This window comes from Sporosarcina sp. P26b (assembly GCF_002743245.1).
In the GTDB taxonomy this organism is placed as follows: Bacteria; Bacillota; Bacilli; order Bacillales_A; family Planococcaceae; genus Sporosarcina; species Sporosarcina ureae_C.
The window spans coordinates 122,091-146,434 of record NZ_PDYW01000007.1; the positions used below are offsets into that span (position 1 = coordinate 122,091).

Below are 24,344 nucleotides of genomic sequence, written 5' to 3' on the forward strand. Positions count from 1 at the left end.
CTTATGTCTTCAGTTGCTTTTCATACACTAGGCTGCAAAGTGAATCACTACGAAACAGAAGCTATTTGGCAATTGTTTCAAGAAGCAGGTTATGAAAGAGTAGAGTTTGATAAGAATTCTGATGTCTATGTTATTAATACATGTACCGTTACAAACACCGGTGATAAGAAGAGCCGACAAGTAATTCGTCGCGCTATCCGGAAAAATCCGGACGCAGTCATTTGTGTAACAGGTTGTTACGCCCAAACATCTCCGGCAGAAATTATGGCAATTCCCGGTGTGGATATTGTCGTAGGTACACAAGATCGTTCTAAATTGCTTGGATTGATCGAACAGTTCCGTGAAGAGCGCCAGCCGATCAACGCGGTACGAAATATTATGAAAAACCGAGTCTATGAAGAACTTGATGTGCCTTCGTTTACAGACCGTACGCGGGCTTCATTGAAAATTCAGGAAGGGTGTAATAACTTCTGTACGTTCTGTATCATTCCGTGGGCTAGGGGATTAATGCGCTCACGTGATCCGGAAGAAGTTATCCGCCAAGCGCAGCAACTTGTCGACGCGGGTTACCTCGAAATTGTGTTAACAGGTATTCACACAGGCGGTTACGGTGAAGATTTAAAAGACTATAATTTAGCTCGTCTGTTACGTGATTTGGAAACGCAGGTAAAAGGATTGAAACGTCTTCGTATTAGTTCGATTGAAGCGAGCCAATTAACAGATGAAGTCATCGATGTGTTGCGTAATTCCAACATTGTCGTACGTCACTTGCATATCCCAATTCAATCGGGTTCGGATACTGTACTGAAACGCATGCGTCGTAAATATACGATGGCATTCTTCTCGGATCGTTTAAAGCGTCTGAATGAAGCACTGCCTGACCTTGCAATTACTTCAGACGTCATCGTAGGTTTCCCAGGTGAGACGGAAGAAGAATTTATGGAAACGTATAACTTTATTCGCGACCATAAGTTTTCTGAACTCCACGTGTTCCCTTATTCGAAGAGAACAGGCACGCCTGCTGCACGTATGGAAGATCAGGTAGACGAGAATGTGAAAAATGAGCGCGTTCATCGCTTAATTACATTGAACGACCAATTAGCGAAAAATTATGCCGCTCGTTTTGAAGGCGAAGTGCTAGAAGTCATTCCTGAAGAGCGCTATAAACTAGATAGTGACGACAATCTATACGTAGGCTATACAGATAATTACTTAAAAGTAGTGATGCCAGCAGATGAAACGATGATTGGAAAAATCATTAAAGTGAAAATCACGAAAGCCGGCTATCCTTACAATGAAGGTCAACCTGTACGTGTCCTTACAGAAGAAAAAATATCGATGTAAAAAGATCACCTGTAATGGGTGGTCTTTTTCGTGCAACGAATTGAAAGCTTTGATATACTGAAAAAAACGATGTGCAAAAGGAGCGCTTTCATTGACTACAAATTATGCCGCTTATATTGATCATACGTTGTTAAAGGCAGAAGCGACGAAACAGCAAATACTGGATTTATGTGAAGAAGCGAAAAAGTATTCATTTGCTTCAGTGTGCATTAATCCGACGTGGGTAAAGACAGCTGCAGAAGCTTTACAAGGTACCGAAGTAAAAGTGTGTACAGTCATCGGTTTCCCGCTAGGTGCAAACACGCCTGAAGTAAAAGCTTTCGAGGCGAAAGACGCGATTGCTAACGGTGCAACAGAAGTAGATATGGTCATCAATATCGGTGCGCTTCAAAGTGGGTTACTTGAACAGGTGCGAAAAGATATTGAAGCGGTTGTAGAAGCAGCAAAAGATCAAGCACTTGTAAAAGTGATCATCGAAACATCATTGCTGGATGATATTCAAAAGCGTTCAGCTTGTGAACTTGCTGTACTCGCAGGAGCAGATTTCGTCAAAACATCTACTGGATTCTCAACTGGCGGTGCGACACCTGAAGACGTAAAATTGATGCGTTCTGTTGTGGGGCCGGCAATTGGTGTAAAAGCAAGTGGTGGAGTACGTAGCGCAGAAGACGTGGATCGCATGATCAAATCAGGTGCTACACGCATCGGGGCAAGTTCGGGTGTTTCCATCGTGCAAGGTCTGTCATCATCTGCTGACTATTGATTATCTAGAAAAAAATCTGGATTTTTTCATGATATTCTAATAGTTTTTATTGACCAATCAGAAAATATGCGTTATAATTTTCTAGTACATAGCAAAGTGCTATGTTCGAAGTGTGTGTTTGGAGGGAGGGACAAGAGATATGACTAAAACAGTCGTTCGCAAAAATGAATCACTTGAAGACGCTCTTCGCCGCTTCAAAAAGACCGTATCCAAGAGTGGTACAATGCAAGAAAGTAGAAAGCGCGAATTCTATGATAAGCCAAGTGTGAAACGTAAAAAGAAATCAGAAGCTGCTCGTAAGCGCAAGTTCTAATTTCTGCCTACATTGAATTTTGACAATAACTACTAATGTAATTTCTTATAAACCGAAGATCCTTCACTGGATCTTCGGTTTATTTTAATGTCTGGAATTTTTAAAATAGTTCTGAATAAAGTATTCGGCGAAGGCTAGTATAGAGGATAGTGCTTGGCCTTAATTTCTGTGCACTTTGCAGAAATTAAGGCACCTGTCCAGGGTCTCAATGCGCACGCTTAACCTCCTGGAGTCGCCCCTACGCATCAATCCTTTGCAATGTGACTGGTGGATACTCATTGTTGCGCATTGAAGTAAGTGTTGTAATCAAGTTTTAACTTCAATACTTGAACTGAAAATTAGTTAAGAAAAACTAATAATTCACACATGACATACAGTAAGTGATCCAAGTGCCAGCTCTCGCAACGTAGGATGGAAGCGGAAGTTGGGGGCGAAGTGCAAAGATGTGCTCCTAACGCTTCGCTTTTACTCGCAAAAGCCGTTCTTCGTTACGGCTCTTCCCGCTGGCTCACCGCGGGCCCATGGGAAAAAGCGTCCCCCAACTGGAGCTTGCATCCCCTCACAAACGCTAATTCACCTCCCAACTTTCATAACTTTCAACACAACTTCAATAATTATGCTCATGAATGTCCATATATAATCCATATACTAACAAGCCATGACGCAACGAAAGAAAAACTTTTATTTAATTGCAATTAAATGAAACCAAATGCTTCTTCAAACGTAAATAGTAAGTATAATAGGCAGTAGAGAGAGGTGAGAACATAATGTCTAAAATGATTAGGTCCGTTTTTCTGCTCATTTTATTCATCGGTACAATCGCATTGCCTTTTATACACTCAGACGCAGCTGAAACAAAAGTATATCAAGTACCCCTTCATCAAGAAGTAGAAAAGGGGCTGCATGCCTTCCTACAGCGTTCATTTAAAGAAGCTAAGGCAGAAGGTGCAGAGACGATTGTGCTGGATATAGACACTCCTGGAGGCTTTGTAGATGCTGCCGATCAAATCGCAAAGCTGATGAAAACAACTGACGATGTCAAAATCGTCGCGTTCATCAACGATCGCGCGCTATCCGCAGGTGCGTTTCTTGCACTTTATGCAGATGAAATCTACATGACGCCAAACGGTTCCATCGGGGCTGCACAAGTCATTGACGGTTCTGGAAATGCAGCAGAGACGAAAGCCAATAGTTACTGGTTGGCACAAATGAAAAATGCCGCGAAGCACAATGGCCGTGATCCGCAATATGCATTGGCGATGGCAAATCCTGAAATTGATCTGCCGGACTTACGTGCACAAAAAGGCGAACTTCTGACACTCACTGCTGACGAAGCTGAAAAGGTAGGGTACAGTGAAGGGACAGTAGCTTCATTTGACGAGTTACTGAAGAAGCTGGACTTGGAAGATGCGCAAGTCATCTCTACAGCGGAAACGTTTACAGAGAAAATGGCTCGATTCATCACCAACCCAGTCGTTGTACCGATTTTACTTTCCGTTGCGAGTCTCGGACTGATTGTAGAATTATATTCACCAGGCTTTGGTGTGCCGGGGAGCATGGGGCTTACAGCTCTATTCTTATTCTTCTACGGACACACAGTAGCAGGTCTAGCAGGTTATGAGACATTGTTATTGTTCGTGCTCGGCGTAGCACTTATTATTGCCGAATTTTTTGTTGCAGGAGGGATAGCTGGTATCTTCGGGGTCTTGGCTATCATAGGAAGTATTTTACTGGCAGGCACAAACTTGGCATTCATGGCAGTTTCGGTGCTAATTGCGATAGCCGTAGCATTGATAGGAGCGGTGGTTATTATGAAATTCTTCGGTAAAAAACTCCATCTATTGAATAAAATCATTTTAATGGATACGATGGATACGGAAAGCGGTTACGTTTCCAATAAAAATCGTAATGAGTTATTGCAGAAGGTAGCAACAACGATTACTCCACTTTATCCATCTGGCGTCGCTGAAGTAGATGGTGAACGCATCGATGTAGTATCAGAAGGTCGTTACATCGCAAGTGGTAAAGAGGTCGTAATTGTAGCGGTAGAAGGCTTTAGAATTGTAGTAAGAGAGAAGAAAGAGGAGGAACAAGGCTTATGATGGGACTAGGAACAATCGGACTGGTAGCAGCTGTCTTTATTATCATCATCGTACTGGCGATATTCTTTACATTCGTTCCAGTAACGCTCTGGATTTCCGCTATTGCGGCAGGCGTTCGTGTAAGTATCTTCACATTAATTGGTATGCGTTTACGTCGAGTAATTCCGAGCAGAGTAGTTAATCCGTTGATCAAAGCACATAAAGCGGGTCTGACGGTGTCAATCAACCAGCTAGAAAGTCATTACTTAGCTGGTGGTAACGTAGACCGCGTAGTGAATGCATTAATCGCTGCGCAGCGTGCGAACATTGACTTACCGTTTGAAAGAGCACAGGCAATCGACTTAGCAGGACGTGACGTATTAGAAGCGGTACAAATGTCCGTTAACCCGAAAGTCATTGAAACACCATTTATCGCAGGTGTTGCGATGAACGGTATCGAAGTAAAAGCAAAAGCTCGTATTACAGTTCGTGCAAACATCGACCGTCTCGTCGGTGGTGCGGGTGAAGAGACAGTCGTTGCCCGTGTTGGTGAAGGTATCGTATCAACAATCGGTTCTTCGATCAGTCACGCAAAAGTATTGGAAAATCCTGATTTGATTTCTCAAACAGTTCTGAAAAAAGGATTGGACTCAGGTACAGCATTTGAAATTCTATCCATTGACATTGCCGACGTTGATATCGGTAAAAACATCGGTGCGGAACTTCAGACTGAACAAGCAATGGCAGATAAAAACATTGCACAGGCAAAAGCGGAAGAACGTCGCGCAATGGCTGTTGCAAGCGAGCAAGAGATGAAGGCGAAAACTCAGGAAATGCGCTCGAAAGTTGTGGAAGCTGAAGCTGAAGTACCTTTAGCAATGGCAGAAGCTTTACGCTCTGGTAATATTGGCATCATGGATTACATGAACTACAAAAATATCCAAGCTGATACAAGTATGCGTGATTCAATTAGTAAAACAGGAACAGATCAACAAACAAAAGACTAACTATAACAAGATGAATTCCCGGGAAGGGGATGCATAATGGAACAACTGATTATTTTGGGTATCATGTTGGCGCTGGGATCGTTATTCGGTAAGAAGAAAGATAAAGATCAACAGAATCAGCCAAAACAACAACCGAAACGTCCGCCCAGCCAGCAATGGCCTGCCCAACCGACACAAAGTGAAATGAAACAAAGAGAACCTCAGCGTACGAATGCTGCTCCAGTAGAGAAGCCGCGTTCGCTGAAGGAATTATCCAGAAGTCTCTTTGAAGATATTCAAAAAGAATTTCAGGATATTCAGCAAGAGGTTAAAGAACCTGAGCGACCTGTAAAGTCACAGGCGCCCCAGTCTGAAATCTTCTATGCGGAGCCGAAGAAACCGGTTAAACCGGCTTCAACGCCACGTCCAGAGCGCCAAATGGGCAGAGGCAGGCTTCAAGAACAAACGATCATGCAGGAAGATGAACCAATCTTGCAGGAAGACTTGGTTCCTAGAACACCCCAGCAAATCATGCAAGGGATTGTCTATGCTGAAATTTTAGGTCCACCAAAATCAAAACGGTAATCATGCCACCCCCTGTCTTTTCATAGGATGAGACAGGGGGTTTTTTCATGAAAAAATTATTCGCACTTCATCCATCCATTATCCTAGATGAATTCAACTCATTGCGGATTACCGGCAATTATCGCTTACTCGCTTTAAGCGAACAATCCGTATCTTTTCAAACGAATGACTATGTCATGACCATCAAAGGAGAAGATGTAACAGTTCTACTGCTGACTGAACAACACGCCCATATATCGATCGATGAATTGCAAGAAGTGACGGTGCGTTTCACACCCGAAGAGGGAAACAGCTATGAGTCCTAAACGATTCGAAGTTCAAGTGACAGATGTGCGCAACGGTTCTATTTTCCTTAGCAAATTACAGCGAGAGCGTGTCAAAATCAGCAGTTTGTATGTCTCTGGAAGTGCTGTATTTTTTGAGACGGACACTAAGGGAATTAAAGTCATCCGCCGTTTCAGAAGGAATTATCGTGTGAAAGTCCGAATTAGACGTAAAGGTTTGGATACTGTCCAGCACCGGTTATTCGCATCTTTGTTATTCTTGATAGTTTGTTTTATTCCATTCATTGCTTCACTATTTCTATGGGACATTACCGTAGAGAGTGATGTGCCTGAAATTGCACAACGAATGGAGAGTAAGATGGTGAAAGCACAAATTATCGCGCCCTCTTTATTATCTAAATTACCAGAAGAAGACGAAATTCGCCGACTGCTGATGCAGGATGAACCTTCATTGTCATGGATTCGATTCTCTCAAACCGGTACTTCGTTGATTGTTTCACCGATGCTTGCGCCATTGTCTACGGAAATTAAAGAAGAAGTGAATGAAAAGCCATCACATCTCGTAGCGAAAACAGGAGGTGTCATCACACGCTTTGCATTAACGCGGGGAGAAAGAGCAAGTGTTATTCATCAAACTGTTAAAAAGGGTGATATGCTGGCAACGGGTATTCTCGAACAAGGAGAAAAGACGACTGTAGTAGGGGCAGATGGGGAAGTATTTGCTGACTACTGGTTAGAATGTCATTTTGAATTACCTAGAACGATTAGTTATTCGATTCAAGGAGAAGAAAATCTTACTATCAGTTGGCAAAAGCCGTGGATAGGTAATCAGATAAAAAATATAGGTTTTAGAAATCCTGTTATTCTTGATAAGACGAAAGAGAATCATACACAAGAAGTGTTTTTGGAAAAAGGAATGGAAAAGACGATCATCCTTCCCTTAATCAAGTATGATTTATTGTCAAAGAAGACGAATGAGCGCATAATTAAAGAAGAAAACATTTTACATGTGTCCTTCACTAATGATAAAGTGAGTGGGACTATACTATTTTTAGTTAACGAAAACATTGCTGAAAAACGACCTATAACTCAAGGAGACTGAATATATTGAGCGAAAATGTACTTCAACTTCATATCGAAGAACCTAACGAAGCGATTATGCTTCTTGGCATTTCCGATCAGAACATGAATCTGATCGAAGAGGAATTAAAAATCTCGATCCACACTAGAGGTGAAACGATCTCGATCAGTGGAGAGCAAGAACAAGCAGAAGCAGCTAAAGTATTGCTCGAACAGTTACTGAAAGTCATCCGTAAAGGGATCAACATCAATCTACGAGATGTGGCAACGGCCATTGAAATGGCAAAGAACGGTACGATTGAATATTTCTCTTCTCTCTATGAAGAAGAAATTGCCCGCAATACAAAAGGAAAAGTCATCCGTGCGAAAACCATTGGACAAAGAGAGTATGTTCAAGCAATTCGTTCGAGAGATTTAGTATTCTGTATTGGACCTGCGGGAACAGGAAAGACCTATTTGGCTGTTGTGATGGCGGTTCAAGCCATGAAAACGGGTTCTGTCAAACGAATAGTATTGACTCGTCCTGCTGTTGAAGCTGGAGAGAGCCTAGGGTTCCTTCCAGGCGACTTAAAAGAAAAAGTGGACCCATACCTTCGACCACTTTATGACGCGCTCCACGACGTGTTAGGAGCTGAACATACCGAACGGTTGATGGAACGTGGCGTGATCGAAATTGCACCACTTGCTTATATGCGTGGAAGAACGCTTGACGACGCATTCGTAATTCTGGACGAAGCGCAAAATACAACCAAAGCACAGATGAAGATGTTTTTAACACGTCTCGGCTTTGGATCGAAGATGGTCATCACAGGTGATAAAACACAGATTGATTTACCGCGCGGTGCGGAATCAGGATTAATTGTTGCAGAAAGTATTTTGAAAAATGTACAAGATATTCAATTTATGTATTTAGAACAAGGTGATGTAGTCCGACATCCGATTGTAGCGAAGATCATTGATGCATATGAAAACGAGCAGTCAACTAATTAATTGACTGCTTTTTTGAATGCGGAAGATACATAGTCCATCCATCATGTACCAATCATTTGCTGAAAAGGAGGCAACTATATGACAGTTTTAAAGGAACTACTTTCACACCTAAGAAAAGTGAAATTTACATTTCTTTTGCTTCTTGTCGTCTCCCTTTCCAGTGTGCTGTTGTTTTTTCTTATGTACGGGAGCACTCAGAACGAAACATATGAAATTTCTGTTTTTGAAATTTCGCCAAAAACCATTCGTTCCCCTAAAACAATAGAAGACACCGAGAAAACCGAACTCGAACGTGTGCGGGCGGAACAAGCGGTCCCAAATTCTTATCGCTTCTCAGAAGATATTATGAAAAACCGCCAAGCTATTCTTGGCTCGATCTTTAACGCAGTTAGTGATGTCAAATTAGAAACAAAAGATGATCTTGACTTGACCTCGGGTAAACAAATAAAACTGCTTCAAAAGAAATTGCAAGGGCTTGAAAACGAAGAAACATTCTTGCTTGTTACAGATGATCAACTTAAACAGTTACTGGCAGCCGAACAAATTGATTTGAACAATTTACAGGAACTGTTGACGCTTGTAGTGGGAAGAGAATTAGCCATTCCATTTAAAGTCGAACAAGTACCCATGCATCGCTATGAAGTGGAGCGGAGAATACGACAGACCAATACATTGCCAAGAGATTTGCACGATATAGCACTATCACTAGGACGTATGGCAGTAGTCGAAACCGAAGTGATTGATGAAGCTTTAACAGCGAAGAACCAGGCGGATGCACGGGCCGCGGTTGAATCCATCCGTATTTTACAAGGACAGGTCATCGTTCGTGAAGGACAGTTGATTGATCGTGATGTATACCATCAGCTACAACTTTCAGGTGTTCTTACTAATCAATCTTCAGTCAAACCAACCCTTGGAATTATGCTGTTTGTATTATTTGTTTCAGGATTGATTACTATACACTTTGGCAAGTCGAAAAGGGAAGAAACTTTCAAAAAGAAAGCACTCGTTATTTTCTATATCATCTTATTGCTTGCGGTCGTTTTGATGAAGATTGTCAGCTATATCGACCATGAGTTTGATGTTCTAATTGCATTTTTATTCCCGACAGCGCTAGTGCCGATGTTGATCAAGTTATTAATCAATGAACGATCGGCAGTACTCGCCACGATTATTACTTCGGCAACAGCAGGTATCATGTTGCAAGAAGGTCTGGCCGCCATCATGCAAATGGAAGTCGCACTGTATATTTTATTTGGCGGTATTGTTAGTATTTATTTACTAAGCGAACATGGTAGGCGTTCGACAATACTGCAGACAAGTCTCGGTGTCGCGGTATCGAATATTATGTTTATCATATTTTATTTATTGATGACACAAACTAGCTACACGACACCAGAGCTGATATTCTATGCCGTCGCAGCGATCTCTTCAGGTTTATTGTCGGGAGCATTGACAATGGGATTATTACCATTTTTCGAGTCGAGTTTCGGTTTGCTTTCCAATATGCGTTTAGTAGAGCTTTCCAATCCTAACCATCCATTATTGAAAAAAATATTAGTCGAAACGCCAGGGACATATCATCACAGTATTATGGTTGCGAATCTAGCAGATGCAGCATGTGAAGCGATTGGTGCGAATGGATTACTCGCGCGTGTCGGTAGCTATTACCATGATATCGGAAAAACTATTCATCCCGGTTTTTTCATTGAAAACCAGCATAATGGCCGGAATTTGCATGATGCACTGACACCTGAGAAAAGTCGTGATATGATTATAGCCCACGCGGAAGACGGCGCAAAAATGTTGGAAACGCATCGTATGCCGAAAGAGCTTGTCGCCATCGCGAGACAGCATCACGGGACGAGTAGTGTCAGATTCTTTTATATGAAAGCGAAAGAATCGAATCCCGATGTAAATGAAAATGACTTCCGCTATCCAGGTCCGAAACCACAAACGAAAGAAAACGCGGTCATAATGATTGCCGACAGTGTAGAAGCAGCGGTGCGATCCATGAAAGAACCGACACCGGAGAAAATTTCCGCACTGGTTAAAGGAATTGTGCGAGGAAAAGTAGAGGACGATCAGTTTGATGAATGTGATCTGTCATTAAAAGAAATTAAACAAGTAAAAATTTCAATTAATGAAACATTGAATGGAATATTCCATAACCGTATTGAATATCCCCAATAACAAAGGAGCAAAGCAACTATGATAGATTTTTATTTCGAAGATGAAACGGAAAGCGTGGACCCGAATTCAGAGACATTGATCAAGGACCTGTTGACTCATGCATCCATAATGGAAAAAATGGAAGGTTTATATGAGTTGTCCATTACATTTATGGATGATGAATCTATTCAGGCAGTGAATGCCGAGTATAGAGGAAAAGATCGCCCAACTGATGTTATTTCATTTGCGCTTGAAGAATTGTCTGAAGGGGAAGTGGCGATTATTCACGAAAGCGACATGCCAGTTGTGCTCGGGGATATCATTATTTCCATCGATACTGCAAAGCGCCAAGCAGCGGAATATAATCATACGTTCGAGCGTGAACTTGGGTTTCTTGCATTACATGGATTCTTGCATTTGCTCGGATATGATCATCTAGATGAAAAACAAGAACGTGAAATGTTCAGCAGACAGACGGAGATTTTGACTGCATTCGGGCTGGAGCGTCAGTGAGTGTATGAAAAGATTCTTGAAATCATTCGTCTATGCATGGGAAGGTATTTTGGATGGCTTTGCGCATGGACGTAATATGAAATTTCATGGTTTATCAGCAATGATTGTAGTAATAGCCGGCTTGTTTACTGGTCTTTCACAAATAGAATGGATGATCATTTTCATCGTCATTGCAGGTATGATGGCGCTCGAATTAATGAATACAGCAGTGGAATACGTTGTAGATCTTGTGACAACGGAGTTCCATCCACTAGCTAAAAAAGCTAAAGATATCGCGGCGGGATCGGTTCTTGTGTACGCTATAGCAAGTGTGATCGTCGGATGTATAATTTTCTTTCCAAAATGGTTTGGATGATAAGATTGAATGAAGAGGAGAGAACTAGATGCGTGTAGAACAATTAGTGAACGAAGCAAAACAAGCCATGAATAAGGCATATGTTCCGTATTCAAAATTTCCAGTAGGTGCTGCATTAGAAACTGAAGACGGCATCATTTATCATGGATGTAATATCGAAAATTCGTCGTACGGATTAACTAACTGTGCAGAGCGAACAGCTATCTTTAAAGCCGTATCTGAAGGTGTCAAGTCGTTCAAGTCCATTACAATCATTGGCGATACTGAAGGTCCAATCTCTCCATGTGGTGCTTGCCGTCAAGTCATTGCGGAATTTTGTGCTCCGCAGATGCCTGTGTACTTGACGAACTTGAAAGGCAATGTGCAAGAAACAACGGTAGAACAGTTATTACCTGGTGCTTTTTCCAAGGAGGATTTAGATTATGCAGAAGAACAACTTTAAGTCAGGCTTTATATCCATTATCGGACGTCCAAATGTAGGGAAATCTACATTCATTAACCGCATGGTTGGGCAAAAGATCGCCATTATGAGTGACAAGCCACAAACTACACGAAACAAAGTACAAGGAATCGTCACAACGGATACGTCTCAGATGATTTTTATCGATACACCAGGTGTTCACAAACCGAAACACCGTCTAGGTGACTTTATGTTAAAAGTGACACGTAGTACGTTAAGTGAAGTGGACGTGATCATGTTCATGGTCAATGCGGATGAGAAAATCGGTACAGGAGATCGTTTCATTATGGAATGGCTCGCTAAATCCGAGACGCCTGTATTTTTGGTCATCAATAAAATAGATCTTGTGCACCCCGACACATTATTTGAGATTATTACTTCGTATACAAACGAAATGAAGTTCACAGAAGTGATTCCTATTTCTGCACTGAACGGTAATAATATCGAACGTCTAGTGGAAGTAATTGAAAGCTATTTGAATGAAGGACCTCAGTTTTATGATGCTGAACAAGTGACGGATCACCCTGAACGTTTCATCGTTTCTGAAATGATCCGAGAAAAAGTATTGCATACGACACGCGAAGAAATACCACACTCCATTGCGGTAGCGATTGAGAGTATGGAACAAGACCCGGAAACACATAAAATGCATATTCGTGCGACCATTATCGTTGAGCGTGATTCGCAAAAAGGAATTGTCATCGGTAAAGGCGGCAAGTTGTTAAAGGAAGTCGGCGTGAAAGCGAGAAAAGACATTGAAATGTTACTCGGTGAGAAAGTCTATTTAGAGCTATGGGTAAAAGTCCAAAAAGACTGGCGTAATCGTCCAAGTCGTTTGAAAGAATTCGGATTTAACGAAGAAGACTATTAAGCTGTCTTTCTTGTTGAAGGAGAGAGCGCGTTGCTGAATAAATTGGAAGGCTTTATTATCAAAAGTATCCCTTACGGGGAATCCAATAAAATTGTAACGATTTATACGAAAGAAGCAGGGAAAATTACGACGATGGCTAGAGGTGCGAAAAAACCGGCAAGTCGTTTGGCTGCCATTACGCAAACCTTTACTCACGGCTATTTTCTTGTCCGTGCAAGCCGAGGCATGGGGTCGCTTGAACAAGGTGAGCTGATCAGCAGTGTTCGTCATATTCGCTCAGATCTAGAGACGACGGCATATGCGGGTTTAATTGTAGAATTACTCGATCGCTTAACGGAAGCAGAACAGCCGAATGCTAGTATATTCCGTCTGCTTGACGAATCGTTTAATGCGATGGAAGAAGGCTATGATGCAGAAGCGATTTCACTGTTTGTTCAGTGGAAAATGTTGCCGGTGGCAGGTATACATCCTATTCTCCACGAATGTGCAAACTGTGGGGCAACTGAAGGGGAATTCGCTTTTTCTTTCCAACAAATCGGTTTCCTTTGTCATCGCTGTTTTAACGTCGATCCGTACATCATTCGTCTGTCACCTACTCAGATCAAGTTGATTCGTATGTTTTATAATGTACCCCTTGATCAGATTGGTAAGTTAACGTTGAAAAAAACGACGAAGACCTTTATGACGAAGCTTATTTCAACGATATATCAGGAACAAACAGGGATCTTTTTGAAATCTAGAAAGTTCATTGAACAACTCGAACGTACACCTGAATTGCAGAAAGCGAAAGAACAACCAAAAGAAAGCCCAGAAGAGGAAGGCTAATGCCGACTTCTCCTGGGCTTTTTATGATTAGAATAATAAGTGTTTTTGGATGTATGCTGTGACGTCTGCGATTGGCATACGTTCTTGTTCCATAGAATCACGATGACGAACCGTCACTTGCTGATCTTCTAATGAATCAAAGTCGAATGTGATACAGAATGGCGTTCCGATTTCATCTTGACGACGGTAACGACGTCCGATGGATTGGGAATCATCATATTGTACCGGGAAATGCTTCGAAAGCTCTGCGTATACTTTTTGTGCATCGTCCGCAAGTTTTTTAGACAATGGAAGTACAGCAGCTTTGATCGGCGCAAGTGCTGGGTGGAAACGAAGTACAGTACGTGTATCGCCGTCTTCAAGTTCCTCTGTATCGAATGCGTCACATAGGAATGCCAACGTTACGCGGTCAGCACCAACGGAAGGTTCGATACAGTATGGTACGTATTTTTCATTCGTGATTGGATCTTGATAGTGGAAATCTTCGCCTGAATATTCCATATGACGCTTCAAATCGAAGTCCGTACGGTTCGCGATTCCCCAAAGCTCTCCCCAACCAAATGGGAATTTGTATTCGATATCCACAGTTCCTTTAGAATAGTGGGATAGTTCATCTTCATTGTGCTCGCGAAGACGGATATTATCTTTCTTCAAACCAAGGTTCAATAGTAATCCTTCAGACTGATCAATCCAGTACTTATACCATTGCTCATCTTCGCCAGGCTTACAAAAGAATTCAAGTTCCATTTGTTCGAATTCACGCGTACGGAATGTGAAGTTACCCGGTGTGATTTCATTACGGAAACTCTTCCCTACTTGTGCAATACCAAAAGGTACTTTCTTTCTCATAGAGCGTTGAACATTTTTGAAGTTCACGAAGATCCCTTGTGCCGTTTCCGGACGAAGGAAAATTTCGTTTGCTGATGAATCTGTTACACCTTGACTTGTTTTGAACATCAAGTTGAATTGACGGATTTCTGTATAATCCAATGCGCCACATGTTGGACATTTGATTTCATGTTCTTGAATCAAATCGAACATTTTATCAAACGGTAGGCCATCAACGACCATTTCGATTCCTTTTGCATCCAATGCTTCTTCAATTAATTTATCAGCACGGTGACGGGTATTACATTTTTTACAGTCGATCATCGGATCATTGAAGTTTCCAATATGACCGGATGCTTCCCAAACTTTCGGGTTCATCAGAATAGCGGAATCAAGACCTACGTTATAAGGTGATTCCTGAATAAATTTTTGCCACCAAGCGCGCTTGATGTTGTTTTTTAGTTCGACACCTAATGGACCGTAATCCCAAGTGTTCGCCAAACCACCATAAATATCAGACCCTGGGAATACAAATCCCCGTTGTTTTGAAAGATTGACTACTTGTTCCATAGATAACATTCTAAACGCCTCCAATTAAAATAAGCACACGTCTCCGGACATAGAATCATGTCCGGGGACGAGTGCATGATAACCCGCGGTTCCACCCCGATTGGTTTTTCAACCCACTTTCACAATGAACATTTCAACTCCCGGCTGCCGTTTTCGTGTAGTTACAGGCTTTCACTATCCCTGTTCGCTCAAAATTTACACTACTTATTGACCGTTCTTCGTTTACTTCATTCAAAATTAGTTTAGCATGGTTCTCCTTTCTTCGCAATAGCGAGCACATTGATATATAATTAGTAAGTAAATACAACTTTGAAGTCTGAAGGCGGTGACATGTTTGGAATTAAATACACGTCAGAATGAAATCCTCGACATCGTCAAAGGAAATGGTCCGATTACAGGAGAACAAATAGCTGACCGTTTGAATTTGGCGCGCGCTACGATCCGGCCGGATTTAGCAATCTTGACGATGGCTGGTTTTTTGGATGCACGACCTCGTGTAGGATATTTCTATTCTGGCAAGAAGCCTATTAAATCCGTCGCGGATGGCATGGTAGACATGATTGTAGCCAATTATCAATCTAGACCAGTTGTCATCACTGAAAATCTATCTGTATATGACGCGATTTGCCAGCTGTTCTTGGAAGATGTGGGTACATTATTCGTAGTGGATCAACAGTCGTTATTGACAGGGGTTGTGTCACGTAAAGACTTGCTGAGGACAAGCATCGGAAGAACAGAACTAGAAAAGATTCCCGTGCATGTCATTATGACAAGAATGCCGAATGTTACATATTGCAAAAAAGAAGATACACTAATCTCGGTTGCCAAAAAAATGATGGACAGCCAAATTGATTCTTTACCTATAATTCAAGAACGCGATAATGGACTTGAAGTAATGGGGCGAGTGACAAAAACAAATATTACTGCCGCTTTTCTTTCCTTAGTGGAAGATCAGGATGTATGAGGAGTGACTGCATGACAAAATTCACATTATTCATCGTTTCGGATTCTGTTGGAGAAACTGCAGGTCTTGTGACAAAAGCAGCCGCTAGCCAGTTCCGTCATGATTTGGAGACGATTTCGATAAAAAGGTTTTCTTATATAGAGGAAAACTCGCAGTTAGAGGAAATTGTGTTCTTGGCGAAGCAACAACAAGCATTGATTGTCTTTACATTGGTTAAAAGTGAAATGAGAGAGCAGCTTCATTTACTTTGCGAAGAGTTGAAAGTACCTTCGGTGGATCTACTCGGTCCATTAATAGATACAATTGGGCAGCAGTTGAAACAGGAACCATTTGAAGAGCCTGGACTGGTCAGGCAGTTGGATGATGTGTATTTCAAAAAAATTGAAGCGATCGAATTTGCGGTTCGTTACGATGATGGAAGAGATACACGAGGTATGTTGGAAGCGGATATCATATTACTAGGTGTTTCACGGACTTCTAAAACGCCTTTGTCTCAATTCCTTGCTAATAAAGGATTTAAAGTAGCAAATGTGCCGCTTGTCCCAGAAGTGGATCCACCGTCAGAACTATTTTCCGTTGATCCAATGAAATGTTTTGGTTTGTATATTTCTGTTGGGCAATTGAATTCAATTCGGAAATCACGTCTAGAAACATTAGGCTTGAAAGATGACGCAAACTATGCGAAAATAACACGTATTCAACAAGAGATAGATTATTTCAATGAAATCACTACACGCATTGGTTGCGACGTCATTGATGTGACGAATCGTGCGGTAGAAGAAACAGCCAATACCATTCTCAAAACACTTTCAGCAAGGAAGGCCAACTGAACAAACCAGTTGGGTCTTCTTTTTTCTGTGCGTCTTCTGTTAGTTCAACATGTCATAAAAACGACATGAATGTAGATACTAAAAAAAGTACTAGCGAATGTTGTTGATAAAGAAGGATTTTTGTAAAACGTCTAGAATTTATGTATATAGAGTGGAAATGGTGATAGAATGACAAGAATATCTGATGACACAATTGAGGAAATCCGTTCAGGAACCGACATTGTCGATTTGATCAGTGAATATGTTCAATTAGCGAAAAGAGGGAAGAACTGGTTTGGACTGTGTCCATTTCATGAAGAAGGTAGTCCGTCTTTTTCCGTTTCTGAAGACAAGCAATTATTCCATTGTTTTGGTTGCGGAGCAAGCGGTAATGCGATCACGTTCATGATGGATATGGAAAATCGGTCATTCATTGATTCGATCGTCAAACTGGGTAGCCGAATGGGAATGGAATTAGAAAGTTCCCAAACTGACAACCAAGCGTCAAAATCCTCATCTAATCAAAAAATGCTGAAAGCCTATACACTAGCTGCTAATTTTTATAGTCATCTGCTCTTAAACACCATAGAAGGCGAAAAAGCATTAGAATACCTAGAAAAAAGAGGATTTACGCGTGACGAAATAGAACAGTATGAAATAGGATGGTCTCCTGTTCAGTCAGATGCTTTATCTGCACTGCTCGTGAGACAAGGTTTTGATATGAAGGAAATGGAAACGGCTGGGCTTTGTTTTCATAAAGAAGATGGCACAGGTTATTATGACCGCTTTAGAGGAAGAATTATGTTTCCGATCCAGGATGATAATGGTGCAACCATCGCATTCTCCGGCAGAAGGCTGGAGGATTCTTCTTCTGACGCTAAATATATCAATAGTCCGGAAACGCCCGTCTTTGAAAAGAGCAAGATTTTGTTTAATTTTCATCGAGCACGTCTTAATGTTCGGAAAACGGGTAAAGTAGTACTATTCGAAGGTTTCATGGACACTATCGCAGCAGATCGTGGTGGAATAGGAAACACAGTAGCTGTCATGGGTACTGCGTTATCTGGACATCATATCGTGAAATTGAAGCGAATGGCGAAAAAAGTAGTCATTTGCTGTGATGGTGATTCAGCTGGTTGGGAGGCTGCCAAACGCTTTGCCGATCATTTAATGGATAGCGGAATGGACGTACTGGTTGCTACATTACCAGATAAAATGGATCCTGATGACTATATTAGTCAACATGGTGCAGAGGTATTTTCAGAAAAAGTGCTTGATCAGGCGTTATCTTATATTTCTTTCGTAGCAGCCTACTATAGAAGAGATAAGAATTTATCCGTTGATCATGATATCAAGCAATATGTACATGAAGTATTTGATGAACTGGCTCACCGTTGTTCTCCAATTGAGAAAGATTTATTGATCCAGCAACTCCACAGTGAGACACATGCTTCAAAAGAGTCACTTGGTCAGGAATTCACCAAGTCAATAGCAAAAAAAGCGAAACAATCGCGAGATACAGATCGTGAAGAAAGCCGGCCAGTACAGGTCACGAAAGCTCCGGCAAATCGTGCTGAAACAGACCGTGCTGAACAATTACTTCTTGCGCATCTACTGATGGACGCAGATCTGTTCGAAGAAAAAAGGCTGGAACTTCAAGATTTATTTGTCAGAGATGATGTCATCAAAATCTTCTTTAAGTTGGCAGCGTTTTATGAACAATATGATTTGCCAAACTATCAGCGGTTTGCAGAAACGTTAGAAGATCGGCAACTGAAGAAAGTCGTCATGGGAGCCATCTTGACTGAACGTTCACAGGAGCATACCACACAAGAAGTAAATGACTGTATTCGTCATTTAAAACGAAATCAAATTAAACGCCTAATTGATCAAAAACGACATGATTCAAAAGAAGCAGAAAAAAGGAACGACTTACTAAAAGCAATGGAGTTGGCTTCGGAAGTAATCCAGCTGGTGAGATCATTAAAGGTTCTGTAAGGAGGTATAGTCACTATGACAAAAGAAGAACAAACGGGTGAAGTAGAATTGACCCTAGAAGAAGCAAAAGCGGCTATTATTGAAGCGGGTAAAAAGACGGGTGAACTAACTCTAGAGGATGTAACGGAAAAACTAGCATCTTTTGAAATGGAACCTGAGCAATTCGAAGAGTTTCTTGATCAGATAGAAGCGCAAGAAATCGAAATGGATAGAAAAGAAGAAGCTGATCCGAAGGCTGAAAAAGAAGAACAATTCGATTTAAATGACTTGAGTGTACCGCCAGGCGTCAGAATCAACGATCCAGTCCGTATGTATTTAAAGGAAATCGGTCGTGTGGATTTATTGACAGGTAAAGAAGAGGTAGACTTGGCGATTCGTATTATCGATGGCTTGGCAGCTGAAGCTGAGCTCGAAGAAACAGGGAAAATGACGCCTAAAATAGATGCAGATATTATTCGTGGTGAAAATGCCAAAAAGAAATTGGCAGAAGCGAATTTACGTCTAGTTGTCAGTATCGCGAAGCGTTATGTCGGTCGTGGTATGCTGTTCTTAGACTTGATTCAAGAAGGAAATATGGGTCTTATTAAAGCCGTAGAGAAATTTGACCATACAAAAGGCTTTAAATTCAGTACGTATGCCACTTGGTGGATCCGTCAAGCGATTACACGCGCGATTGCAGACCAGGCACGTACGATCCGTATTCCTGTGCATATGGTAGAAACCATCAACAAATTGATTCGCGTCCAGCGTCAGTTGCTCCAAGATCTAGGACGAGAACCTTCTCCTGAAGAAATTGGAGAAGAAATGGACTTGACACCAGAAAAAGTGCGAGAAATTTTGAAGATTGCTCAAGAGCCAGTTTCATTGGAAACACCAATCGGTGAAGAAGATGATTCCCACTTAGGAGATTTCATCGAAGACTCAGAAGCGCAGTCTCCTTCAGATCATGCAGCTTATGAATTATTGAAGGAACAGCTTGAAGATGTCCTAGATACATTAACTGATCGTGAAGAAAACGTACTACGTCTTCGTTTTGGTCTAGATGATGGACGCACGCGAACGCTCGAGGAAGTGGGTAAAGTATTCGGTGTAACACGTGAACGTATTCGCCAAATCGAAGCAAAAGCACTTAGAAAGTTACGCCACCCATCACGTAGCAAGCGACTGAAAGACTTCTTAGAATAATAGGTGCATCGGCTTGATATAGCCGATGCTTTTTATTCTGTATCAAAAAAAAGAAGATTGATACTATTGGAGGAGAAAGGATGGCTATAGATAAGAAACAGATCATCATTTCTGAAATCCGGTATTGGAAAACAAATAAACTTCTTCCTGAACATTATTGTGATTTCCTCATTACATTATATGCACAAGGTGAAGATCCGGATGAAGTGGCAGAGAAAGAGTCTTCCACACTTCAAATCGAACGTAGAAAGTTGCGGTCTAAACAAATCTTGATATTGCTCATTAGTTTATTGCTTGCGGGTGTTGCGTCTGTTGCAATGTTCGTGTTGACGGAATATCCAACTGCTACCTTGCTCGTTGCAGCAGTATTGGCTTTAATTTTCCTTTTGCTCGTTTCAGGAAAAACCTTCACAAAGAAAGGTTTTGCACCTTTCCTCTACATATCGATGGCATTTCTTTTATTGATGATGTCATTGAAGATTTGGACTGCATTTTTTGATGGAGATACGACAGTATTGATTGGTCTGCTTGTTTTGAATTGCGGTTTGTGGTTGTTTACGGGAAGAGTATTAAAGTTACTTTATTTCACAATTTCAGGTTCACTTGGTTTATTGACAGTAGTCGCATTTTTACTATTATCGATATAATTATCATGAATCGGACGGAATGCAATGAATGTATTGCTAATTTCCGTCCTTTTTCTATATACTGTTATGTAAGGGCTTACAAGTTTTCGGAAATAGAGTAGTATATGTGAAGAGAGGATGATCCTAATGAATTTTGACTTAACTCAAGAACAGCAAATGGTGAAGAAATTGATGAGAGATTTCGCAAACGAGGAAGTAGCACCAGGTGCAGTAGACAGGGATCGCTCTGGAAAATTTCCAGTGGAGATTTTTAAAAAGCTTTCAGAAATGGGCATGATGGGCTTGCCATTTCCCGAGAAATATGGTGGCGCTGGAGCAGATACGATCAGTTTTGCTATTGTTACCGAGGAATTAAGCCGTGCTTGTGCATCAACAGGCATTACGTATTCCGCACATATTTCACTTGGTGGAGCACCGCTAAATCTATTTGGAACAGAAGAGCAAAAAGAGAAGTATTTAACGCCGATCTGTACGGGGGAATCATTTGGTGCGTTCGGTCTGACAGAGCCAAATGCAGGTTCCGATGCAGGTGGTACAGAGACGTCTGCAGTGCTCGCTGAAGGGAAGTATACGATCAATGGATCCAAAGTGTATATAACAAATGCTAGCTACGCAAAACACTTGGCATTGACTGCTGTGACAGGTCGTACGGATGGTAAGAAAGAAATCAGTGCCATTATCGTTCCAACGGATTCTAAAGGCTTCAAAATTATAGACAACTATGAAAAGATGGGTTTGCATGCTTCTAATACAACTGAATTATTGCTAGAAGACGTTGTAGTGCCTGAAGAGAATCTACTTGGCGAAAGCGGTAAGGGATTCCAGCAATTTCTCGTAACCCTTGACGGTGGCCGTATTGGAATTGGCGCTATGGCAGTAGGGATTGCACAGGCAGCCTATGAGCGCGCATTAACATATTCAAAGGAACGTAAACAATTCGGTAAAACGTTATCTTCATTCCAGATTACACAGTTCAAGTTAGCTGATATGGCAATGAAGATCGAACTTTCGCGGACGATGGTGTATAAAGCAGCATGGCTGAAAGATCAGGGAAGAAAGTTCACGAAAGAAGCTTCCATGTGTAAATTATATGCTTCTGAAATCGCTATGGAAGTGGCCAATGAAGCAATCCAAATCCATGGTGGTTATGGTTATATGCGTGAATATGAAGTCGAGCGTTACTTACGTGATGCCAAGCTTCTGGAAATTGGAGAAGGCACTTCAGAAGTACAACGGATGGTCATTGCGAGACAACTAGGTTGCTGACCTGCGAATTATGGCGATTCTGTCACAAAAAACGAAAAGTCGCCCAATAACACTTTCAGTTTTCTTATAGATACAGTACAATGTTAAGTGTATACTGTATCTTTTACAGAATAGATTCTGATGAAGGAGGGTAATCCAATGAATAAAAATCCTGTTGTACCATTTCTTTTGATTTTCGCACTTGGAATTGGACTTGTTTTCTTCATGTCACTTTATGGTCTAGATCAGAAAAAAGAAATTGCTGGAGCTAACGAAGAAGGCACTGAGCAAGGAACTGAAGAAGAAAGTGCAAACACTGGCGAATTTGACGCAGAAGCTGTTGCTCAGCAGAAGTGTATTAGTTGTCACGGTGATGGCTTAACTGGCGGAATGGGGCCAGCTCTAAACAGCTCAATTGACGCAGATGCAGCACATGATGCAATCAAAAACGGTGTTGCTGGAACTGCAATGCCGGCTGGACTTGTTCCAGATGAAAACATAGATGAAATGGTTGATTACATTTTATCATTAGACTGATTGTCTACTTAATTTAAAGAGCCAGTAAACCAGAGTAACTCTTGGTTTACTGGCTCTTTTGCATTGCATGAAAAGAGTGCCGATTATACAATAGATAAGAATGAAAGGCGGGGAACTATGAATACCAACCAATTATCGGAACGGCTGTCGATAGTAGCCAGTTTTGTTCCGAAAGATACTGTACTTGCGGATATCGGTAGCGATCATGCCTATCTACCGTGTTATTTAATGAATAAAGGTAAAATTCGTCGAGCAATTGCAGGAGAAGTGGTGAAAGGTCCTTTTGAAGCCGCTTCACGCAATGTAGCTTTAAATGGCTTTACGGACCGGATTGAAGTCCGACTGGCAAATGGCTTACAAGCGATAGAAGAAACAGACCACGTCGAAACTGTGACGATTGCAGGAATGGGAGGCACTTTAATTACTTCGATCTTAGAAGCGGGCAAGGATCGTTTAACGCATGTACAACGAATCATCGTACAGCCTAATCTACATGCCATTGCAATTCGAGAATGGGCAGTGGAGAATGAATTTTGTATTGTCGACGAAGAAATTTTACTAGAAGATAGTAAAATCTATGAAGTGCTTGTACTCGAAAGGGGAACGGCTGAATACTCGAAGGCAGATTTACTTGTCGGTCCTGTCTTACGTCATAAACGATCTAACGTATTCCAGGCAAAGTGGGAGCGGGAATTGCAAGAATGGCAGCGAGTCATAAAAGCCCTAGAAAAAGCAGAGCAAACAGAAGAAATCAAGCAAAAAAGAGCAAACGTGCAAGAAAATATCGAATTAGTCAGGAAGGTGCTAGCACATGAAGAAGAGTAATGGACACCAGATCATTGAACTATTTGAAAAGTGGTCACCGAAGAGACTCGCTTTTGAAGGAGATCCAATCGGACTGCATATCGGTCAATTGAATCGTCCAGTAGATAAAGTTCTTGTTACACTTGATGTCAATGAACAAGTGATTGATGAAGCTATCGAAAAGGGTGCAACTCTAGTGATTGCACACCATCCTCCATTGTTCCGTCCTGTGAAATCCATTCTGACGGATACCCCTCAAGGGAAAATGATTGAGAAGTGTATTAAGCATGATATCGCGGTCTACGCTGCACATACGAATCTGGATATTGCAGAAGGCGGTGTCAATGATATGTTAGCGGAACGTCTTGGTATACAAGAGACCGAGCCGATTGATATTACGGACTCTGAACATTTGATTAAATTGGCGGTATTCTGCCCATTAGCCGATGCTGATGCACTACGTCAGAAATTAGCTAGTGCAGGCGCGGGTGCTATCGGTGATTATCAAGCATGCAGTTTTAGTTCACAAGGTACCGGACGTTTCACACCGGTTGATGGAGCAAATCCAACAATAGGGCACGTGGGGGAGCCGACGTTAGTGGATGAGGAACGAATTGAAGTCGTTTTCCCAGAAAGTCAGCAAGCGAAGGTCGTCAAATCCATGTTTGCTGCACATCCATACGAAGAACCTGCATTTGATATAGTCAAATTAGAGCAGAAAACAAATGAGCAAGGGATTGGTCGTATCGGACGAATCGCAAAAGAGATGACGTTGAAAGAGTTTGCTCAACATGTAAAAGAATCATTCGGTGTTCCTGCTTTACGCTTCGTCGGTGATCCAGACTCGAAAATTCGTAAAGTGGCGGTCCTTGGCGGTGATGGAAATAAATATATCGCAGCGGCGAAGAGGAAGGGAGCGGATGTATTGGTAACAGGTGATATGTATTATCACGTAGCGCAAGATGCACAAGCTCTCAATTTAGCGGTTGTAGATCCGGGTCATAATATCGAAAAAATTATGATTGCCGGTGTAGCGAAACAAATGGCAAGCTTCTGTGAAGAAAATAAATTGGCAGTTGAATTCATTGAATCTAACATCATAACAGAACCTTTTCAATTCCTATATTAAATAGAA

General features: G+C 41.5%; 25 protein-coding genes. 24 read left to right on the forward strand and 1 reads right to left on the reverse strand.

What is annotated here, in order from left to right; genetic code table 11:
• Nucleotides 1-3: 3 nt before the first annotated feature.
• The 15 genes from mtaB (at nucleotide 4) to recO (ending at nucleotide 13,622) form a co-directional block, all read left to right on the forward strand.
• Nucleotides 4-1,344 (forward strand): tRNA (N(6)-L-threonylcarbamoyladenosine(37)-C(2))-methylthiotransferase MtaB, encoded by a 1,341-nt coding sequence (mtaB, locus tag CSV69_RS09260; RefSeq protein ID WP_085428914.1) that lies wholly within the window; start codon nucleotides 4-6, stop codon nucleotides 1,342-1,344.
• A gap of 91 nt (nucleotides 1,345-1,435) precedes the next feature.
• On the forward strand, nucleotides 1,436-2,107 hold the full coding sequence (deoC, locus tag CSV69_RS09265; RefSeq protein WP_099693245.1) for a deoxyribose-phosphate aldolase: 672 nt from the start codon (nucleotides 1,436-1,438) through the stop codon (nucleotides 2,105-2,107).
• Between the two features lie 139 nt (nucleotides 2,108-2,246).
• Entirely contained in the window at nucleotides 2,247-2,420 is a 174-nt protein-coding gene (gene rpsU / locus CSV69_RS09270; protein WP_085428916.1) for a 30S ribosomal protein S21, read from the forward strand.
• Nucleotides 2,421-3,187: 767 nt separating this feature from the next.
• Nucleotides 3,188-4,522, forward strand: coding sequence for an NfeD family protein (locus CSV69_RS09275; protein WP_085428917.1), 1,335 nt, complete (start codon nucleotides 3,188-3,190; stop codon nucleotides 4,520-4,522).
• The gene (floA, locus tag CSV69_RS09280; protein ID WP_099634227.1) at nucleotides 4,522-5,508 is read left to right on the forward strand and encodes a flotillin-like protein FloA; all 987 of its coding nucleotides are present in this window, start codon (nucleotides 4,522-4,524) and stop codon (nucleotides 5,506-5,508) included. Before CSV69_RS09275 ends, floA begins: the two co-directional genes overlap by 1 nt.
• 36 nt (nucleotides 5,509-5,544) lie before the next feature.
• Nucleotides 5,545-6,072 (forward strand): hypothetical protein, encoded by a 528-nt coding sequence (locus CSV69_RS09285; protein ID WP_099693246.1) that lies wholly within the window; start codon nucleotides 5,545-5,547, stop codon nucleotides 6,070-6,072.
• Nucleotides 6,073-6,119: 47 nt separating this feature from the next.
• The gene (locus tag CSV69_RS09290; RefSeq protein ID WP_085428919.1) at nucleotides 6,120-6,377 is read left to right on the forward strand and encodes a YabP/YqfC family sporulation protein; all 258 of its coding nucleotides are present in this window, start codon (nucleotides 6,120-6,122) and stop codon (nucleotides 6,375-6,377) included.
• Nucleotides 6,367-7,458, forward strand: coding sequence for a sporulation protein YqfD (locus CSV69_RS09295; protein ID WP_099625682.1), 1,092 nt, complete (start codon nucleotides 6,367-6,369; stop codon nucleotides 7,456-7,458). The genes CSV69_RS09290 and CSV69_RS09295 overlap by 11 nt, the downstream gene beginning before the upstream one ends.
• A 56-nt stretch (nucleotides 7,459-7,514) precedes the next feature.
• Complete coding sequence (locus CSV69_RS09300; RefSeq protein WP_085429124.1) at nucleotides 7,515-8,426, forward strand: PhoH family protein; 912 nt, start codon at nucleotides 7,515-7,517, stop codon at nucleotides 8,424-8,426.
• Nucleotides 8,427-8,504: 78 nt separating this feature from the next.
• Nucleotides 8,505-10,619, forward strand: a complete 2,115-nt coding sequence (locus CSV69_RS09305; protein ID WP_099693247.1) for an HD family phosphohydrolase — start codon at nucleotides 8,505-8,507, stop codon at nucleotides 10,617-10,619.
• A gap of 18 nt (nucleotides 10,620-10,637) precedes the next feature.
• Entirely contained in the window at nucleotides 10,638-11,111 is a 474-nt protein-coding gene (gene ybeY / locus CSV69_RS09310; RefSeq protein ID WP_085428922.1) for an rRNA maturation RNase YbeY, read from the forward strand.
• Nucleotides 11,112-11,115: 4 nt separating this feature from the next.
• Nucleotides 11,116-11,466: a diacylglycerol kinase family protein gene (locus CSV69_RS09315; protein WP_099625685.1), complete on the forward strand. Its 351-nt coding sequence runs from the start codon at nucleotides 11,116-11,118 to the stop codon at nucleotides 11,464-11,466.
• A 28-nt stretch (nucleotides 11,467-11,494) separates the two neighbouring features.
• Nucleotides 11,495-11,908 carry a cytidine deaminase gene (locus CSV69_RS09320; RefSeq protein ID WP_099625686.1) on the forward strand — a complete coding sequence of 138 codons (414 nt, stop codon included), beginning with the start codon at nucleotides 11,495-11,497 and terminating at the stop codon, nucleotides 11,906-11,908.
• Nucleotides 11,889-12,797, forward strand: coding sequence for a GTPase Era (gene era / locus CSV69_RS09325; protein ID WP_085428925.1), 909 nt, complete (start codon nucleotides 11,889-11,891; stop codon nucleotides 12,795-12,797). Before CSV69_RS09320 ends, era begins: the two co-directional genes overlap by 20 nt.
• Nucleotides 12,798-12,827: 30 nt before the next feature.
• The gene (recO, locus tag CSV69_RS09330) at nucleotides 12,828-13,622 is read left to right on the forward strand and encodes a DNA repair protein RecO (protein WP_099693248.1); all 795 of its coding nucleotides are present in this window, start codon (nucleotides 12,828-12,830) and stop codon (nucleotides 13,620-13,622) included.
• A 27-nt stretch (nucleotides 13,623-13,649) separates the two neighbouring features.
• On the opposite strand, the gene CSV69_RS09335 is transcribed toward recO, so the two are convergent.
• A complete protein-coding gene (locus CSV69_RS09335) occupies nucleotides 13,650-15,029 on the reverse strand; it encodes a glycine--tRNA ligase (RefSeq protein WP_085428927.1) in 1,380 nt (459 codons plus the stop codon).
• Nucleotides 15,030-15,345: 316 nt separating this feature from the next.
• Between CSV69_RS09335 and ccpN the strand changes: the two genes are divergently transcribed.
• The 9 genes from ccpN to CSV69_RS09380 all read left to right on the forward strand — a co-directional run bounded on the left by ccpN (nucleotide 15,346) and on the right by CSV69_RS09380 (nucleotide 24,338).
• Nucleotides 15,346-15,984: a transcriptional regulator CcpN gene (ccpN, locus tag CSV69_RS09340; protein WP_085428928.1), complete on the forward strand. Its 639-nt coding sequence runs from the start codon at nucleotides 15,346-15,348 to the stop codon at nucleotides 15,982-15,984.
• 11 nt (nucleotides 15,985-15,995) lie between these two features.
• Nucleotides 15,996-16,814: a pyruvate, water dikinase regulatory protein gene (locus CSV69_RS09345; protein ID WP_085428929.1), complete on the forward strand. Its 819-nt coding sequence runs from the start codon at nucleotides 15,996-15,998 to the stop codon at nucleotides 16,812-16,814.
• A gap of 168 nt (nucleotides 16,815-16,982) precedes the next feature.
• On the forward strand, nucleotides 16,983-18,791 hold the full coding sequence (dnaG, locus tag CSV69_RS09350; RefSeq protein WP_099693249.1) for a DNA primase: 1,809 nt from the start codon (nucleotides 16,983-16,985) through the stop codon (nucleotides 18,789-18,791).
• Between the two features lie 15 nt (nucleotides 18,792-18,806).
• Nucleotides 18,807-19,976, forward strand: coding sequence for an RNA polymerase sigma factor RpoD (gene rpoD / locus CSV69_RS09355; RefSeq protein WP_085426033.1), 1,170 nt, complete (start codon nucleotides 18,807-18,809; stop codon nucleotides 19,974-19,976).
• Nucleotides 19,977-20,056: 80 nt separating this feature from the next.
• Nucleotides 20,057-20,623, forward strand: a complete 567-nt coding sequence (locus CSV69_RS09360; protein ID WP_099693250.1) for a hypothetical protein — start codon at nucleotides 20,057-20,059, stop codon at nucleotides 20,621-20,623.
• A 126-nt stretch (nucleotides 20,624-20,749) separates the two neighbouring features.
• On the forward strand, nucleotides 20,750-21,889 hold the full coding sequence (locus CSV69_RS09365; protein WP_099693251.1) for an acyl-CoA dehydrogenase family protein: 1,140 nt from the start codon (nucleotides 20,750-20,752) through the stop codon (nucleotides 21,887-21,889).
• A 138-nt stretch (nucleotides 21,890-22,027) separates the two neighbouring features.
• Nucleotides 22,028-22,405 carry a c-type cytochrome gene (locus CSV69_RS09370; RefSeq protein WP_233192358.1) on the forward strand — a complete coding sequence of 126 codons (378 nt, stop codon included), beginning with the start codon at nucleotides 22,028-22,030 and terminating at the stop codon, nucleotides 22,403-22,405.
• 117 nt (nucleotides 22,406-22,522) lie between these two features.
• Nucleotides 22,523-23,230 carry a tRNA (adenine(22)-N(1))-methyltransferase gene (locus tag CSV69_RS09375; protein WP_099693253.1) on the forward strand — a complete coding sequence of 236 codons (708 nt, stop codon included), beginning with the start codon at nucleotides 22,523-22,525 and terminating at the stop codon, nucleotides 23,228-23,230.
• On the forward strand, nucleotides 23,217-24,338 hold the full coding sequence (locus CSV69_RS09380) for a Nif3-like dinuclear metal center hexameric protein (RefSeq protein WP_099693254.1): 1,122 nt from the start codon (nucleotides 23,217-23,219) through the stop codon (nucleotides 24,336-24,338). The genes CSV69_RS09375 and CSV69_RS09380 overlap by 14 nt, the downstream gene beginning before the upstream one ends.
• Nucleotides 24,339-24,344: the final 6 nt, after the last annotated feature.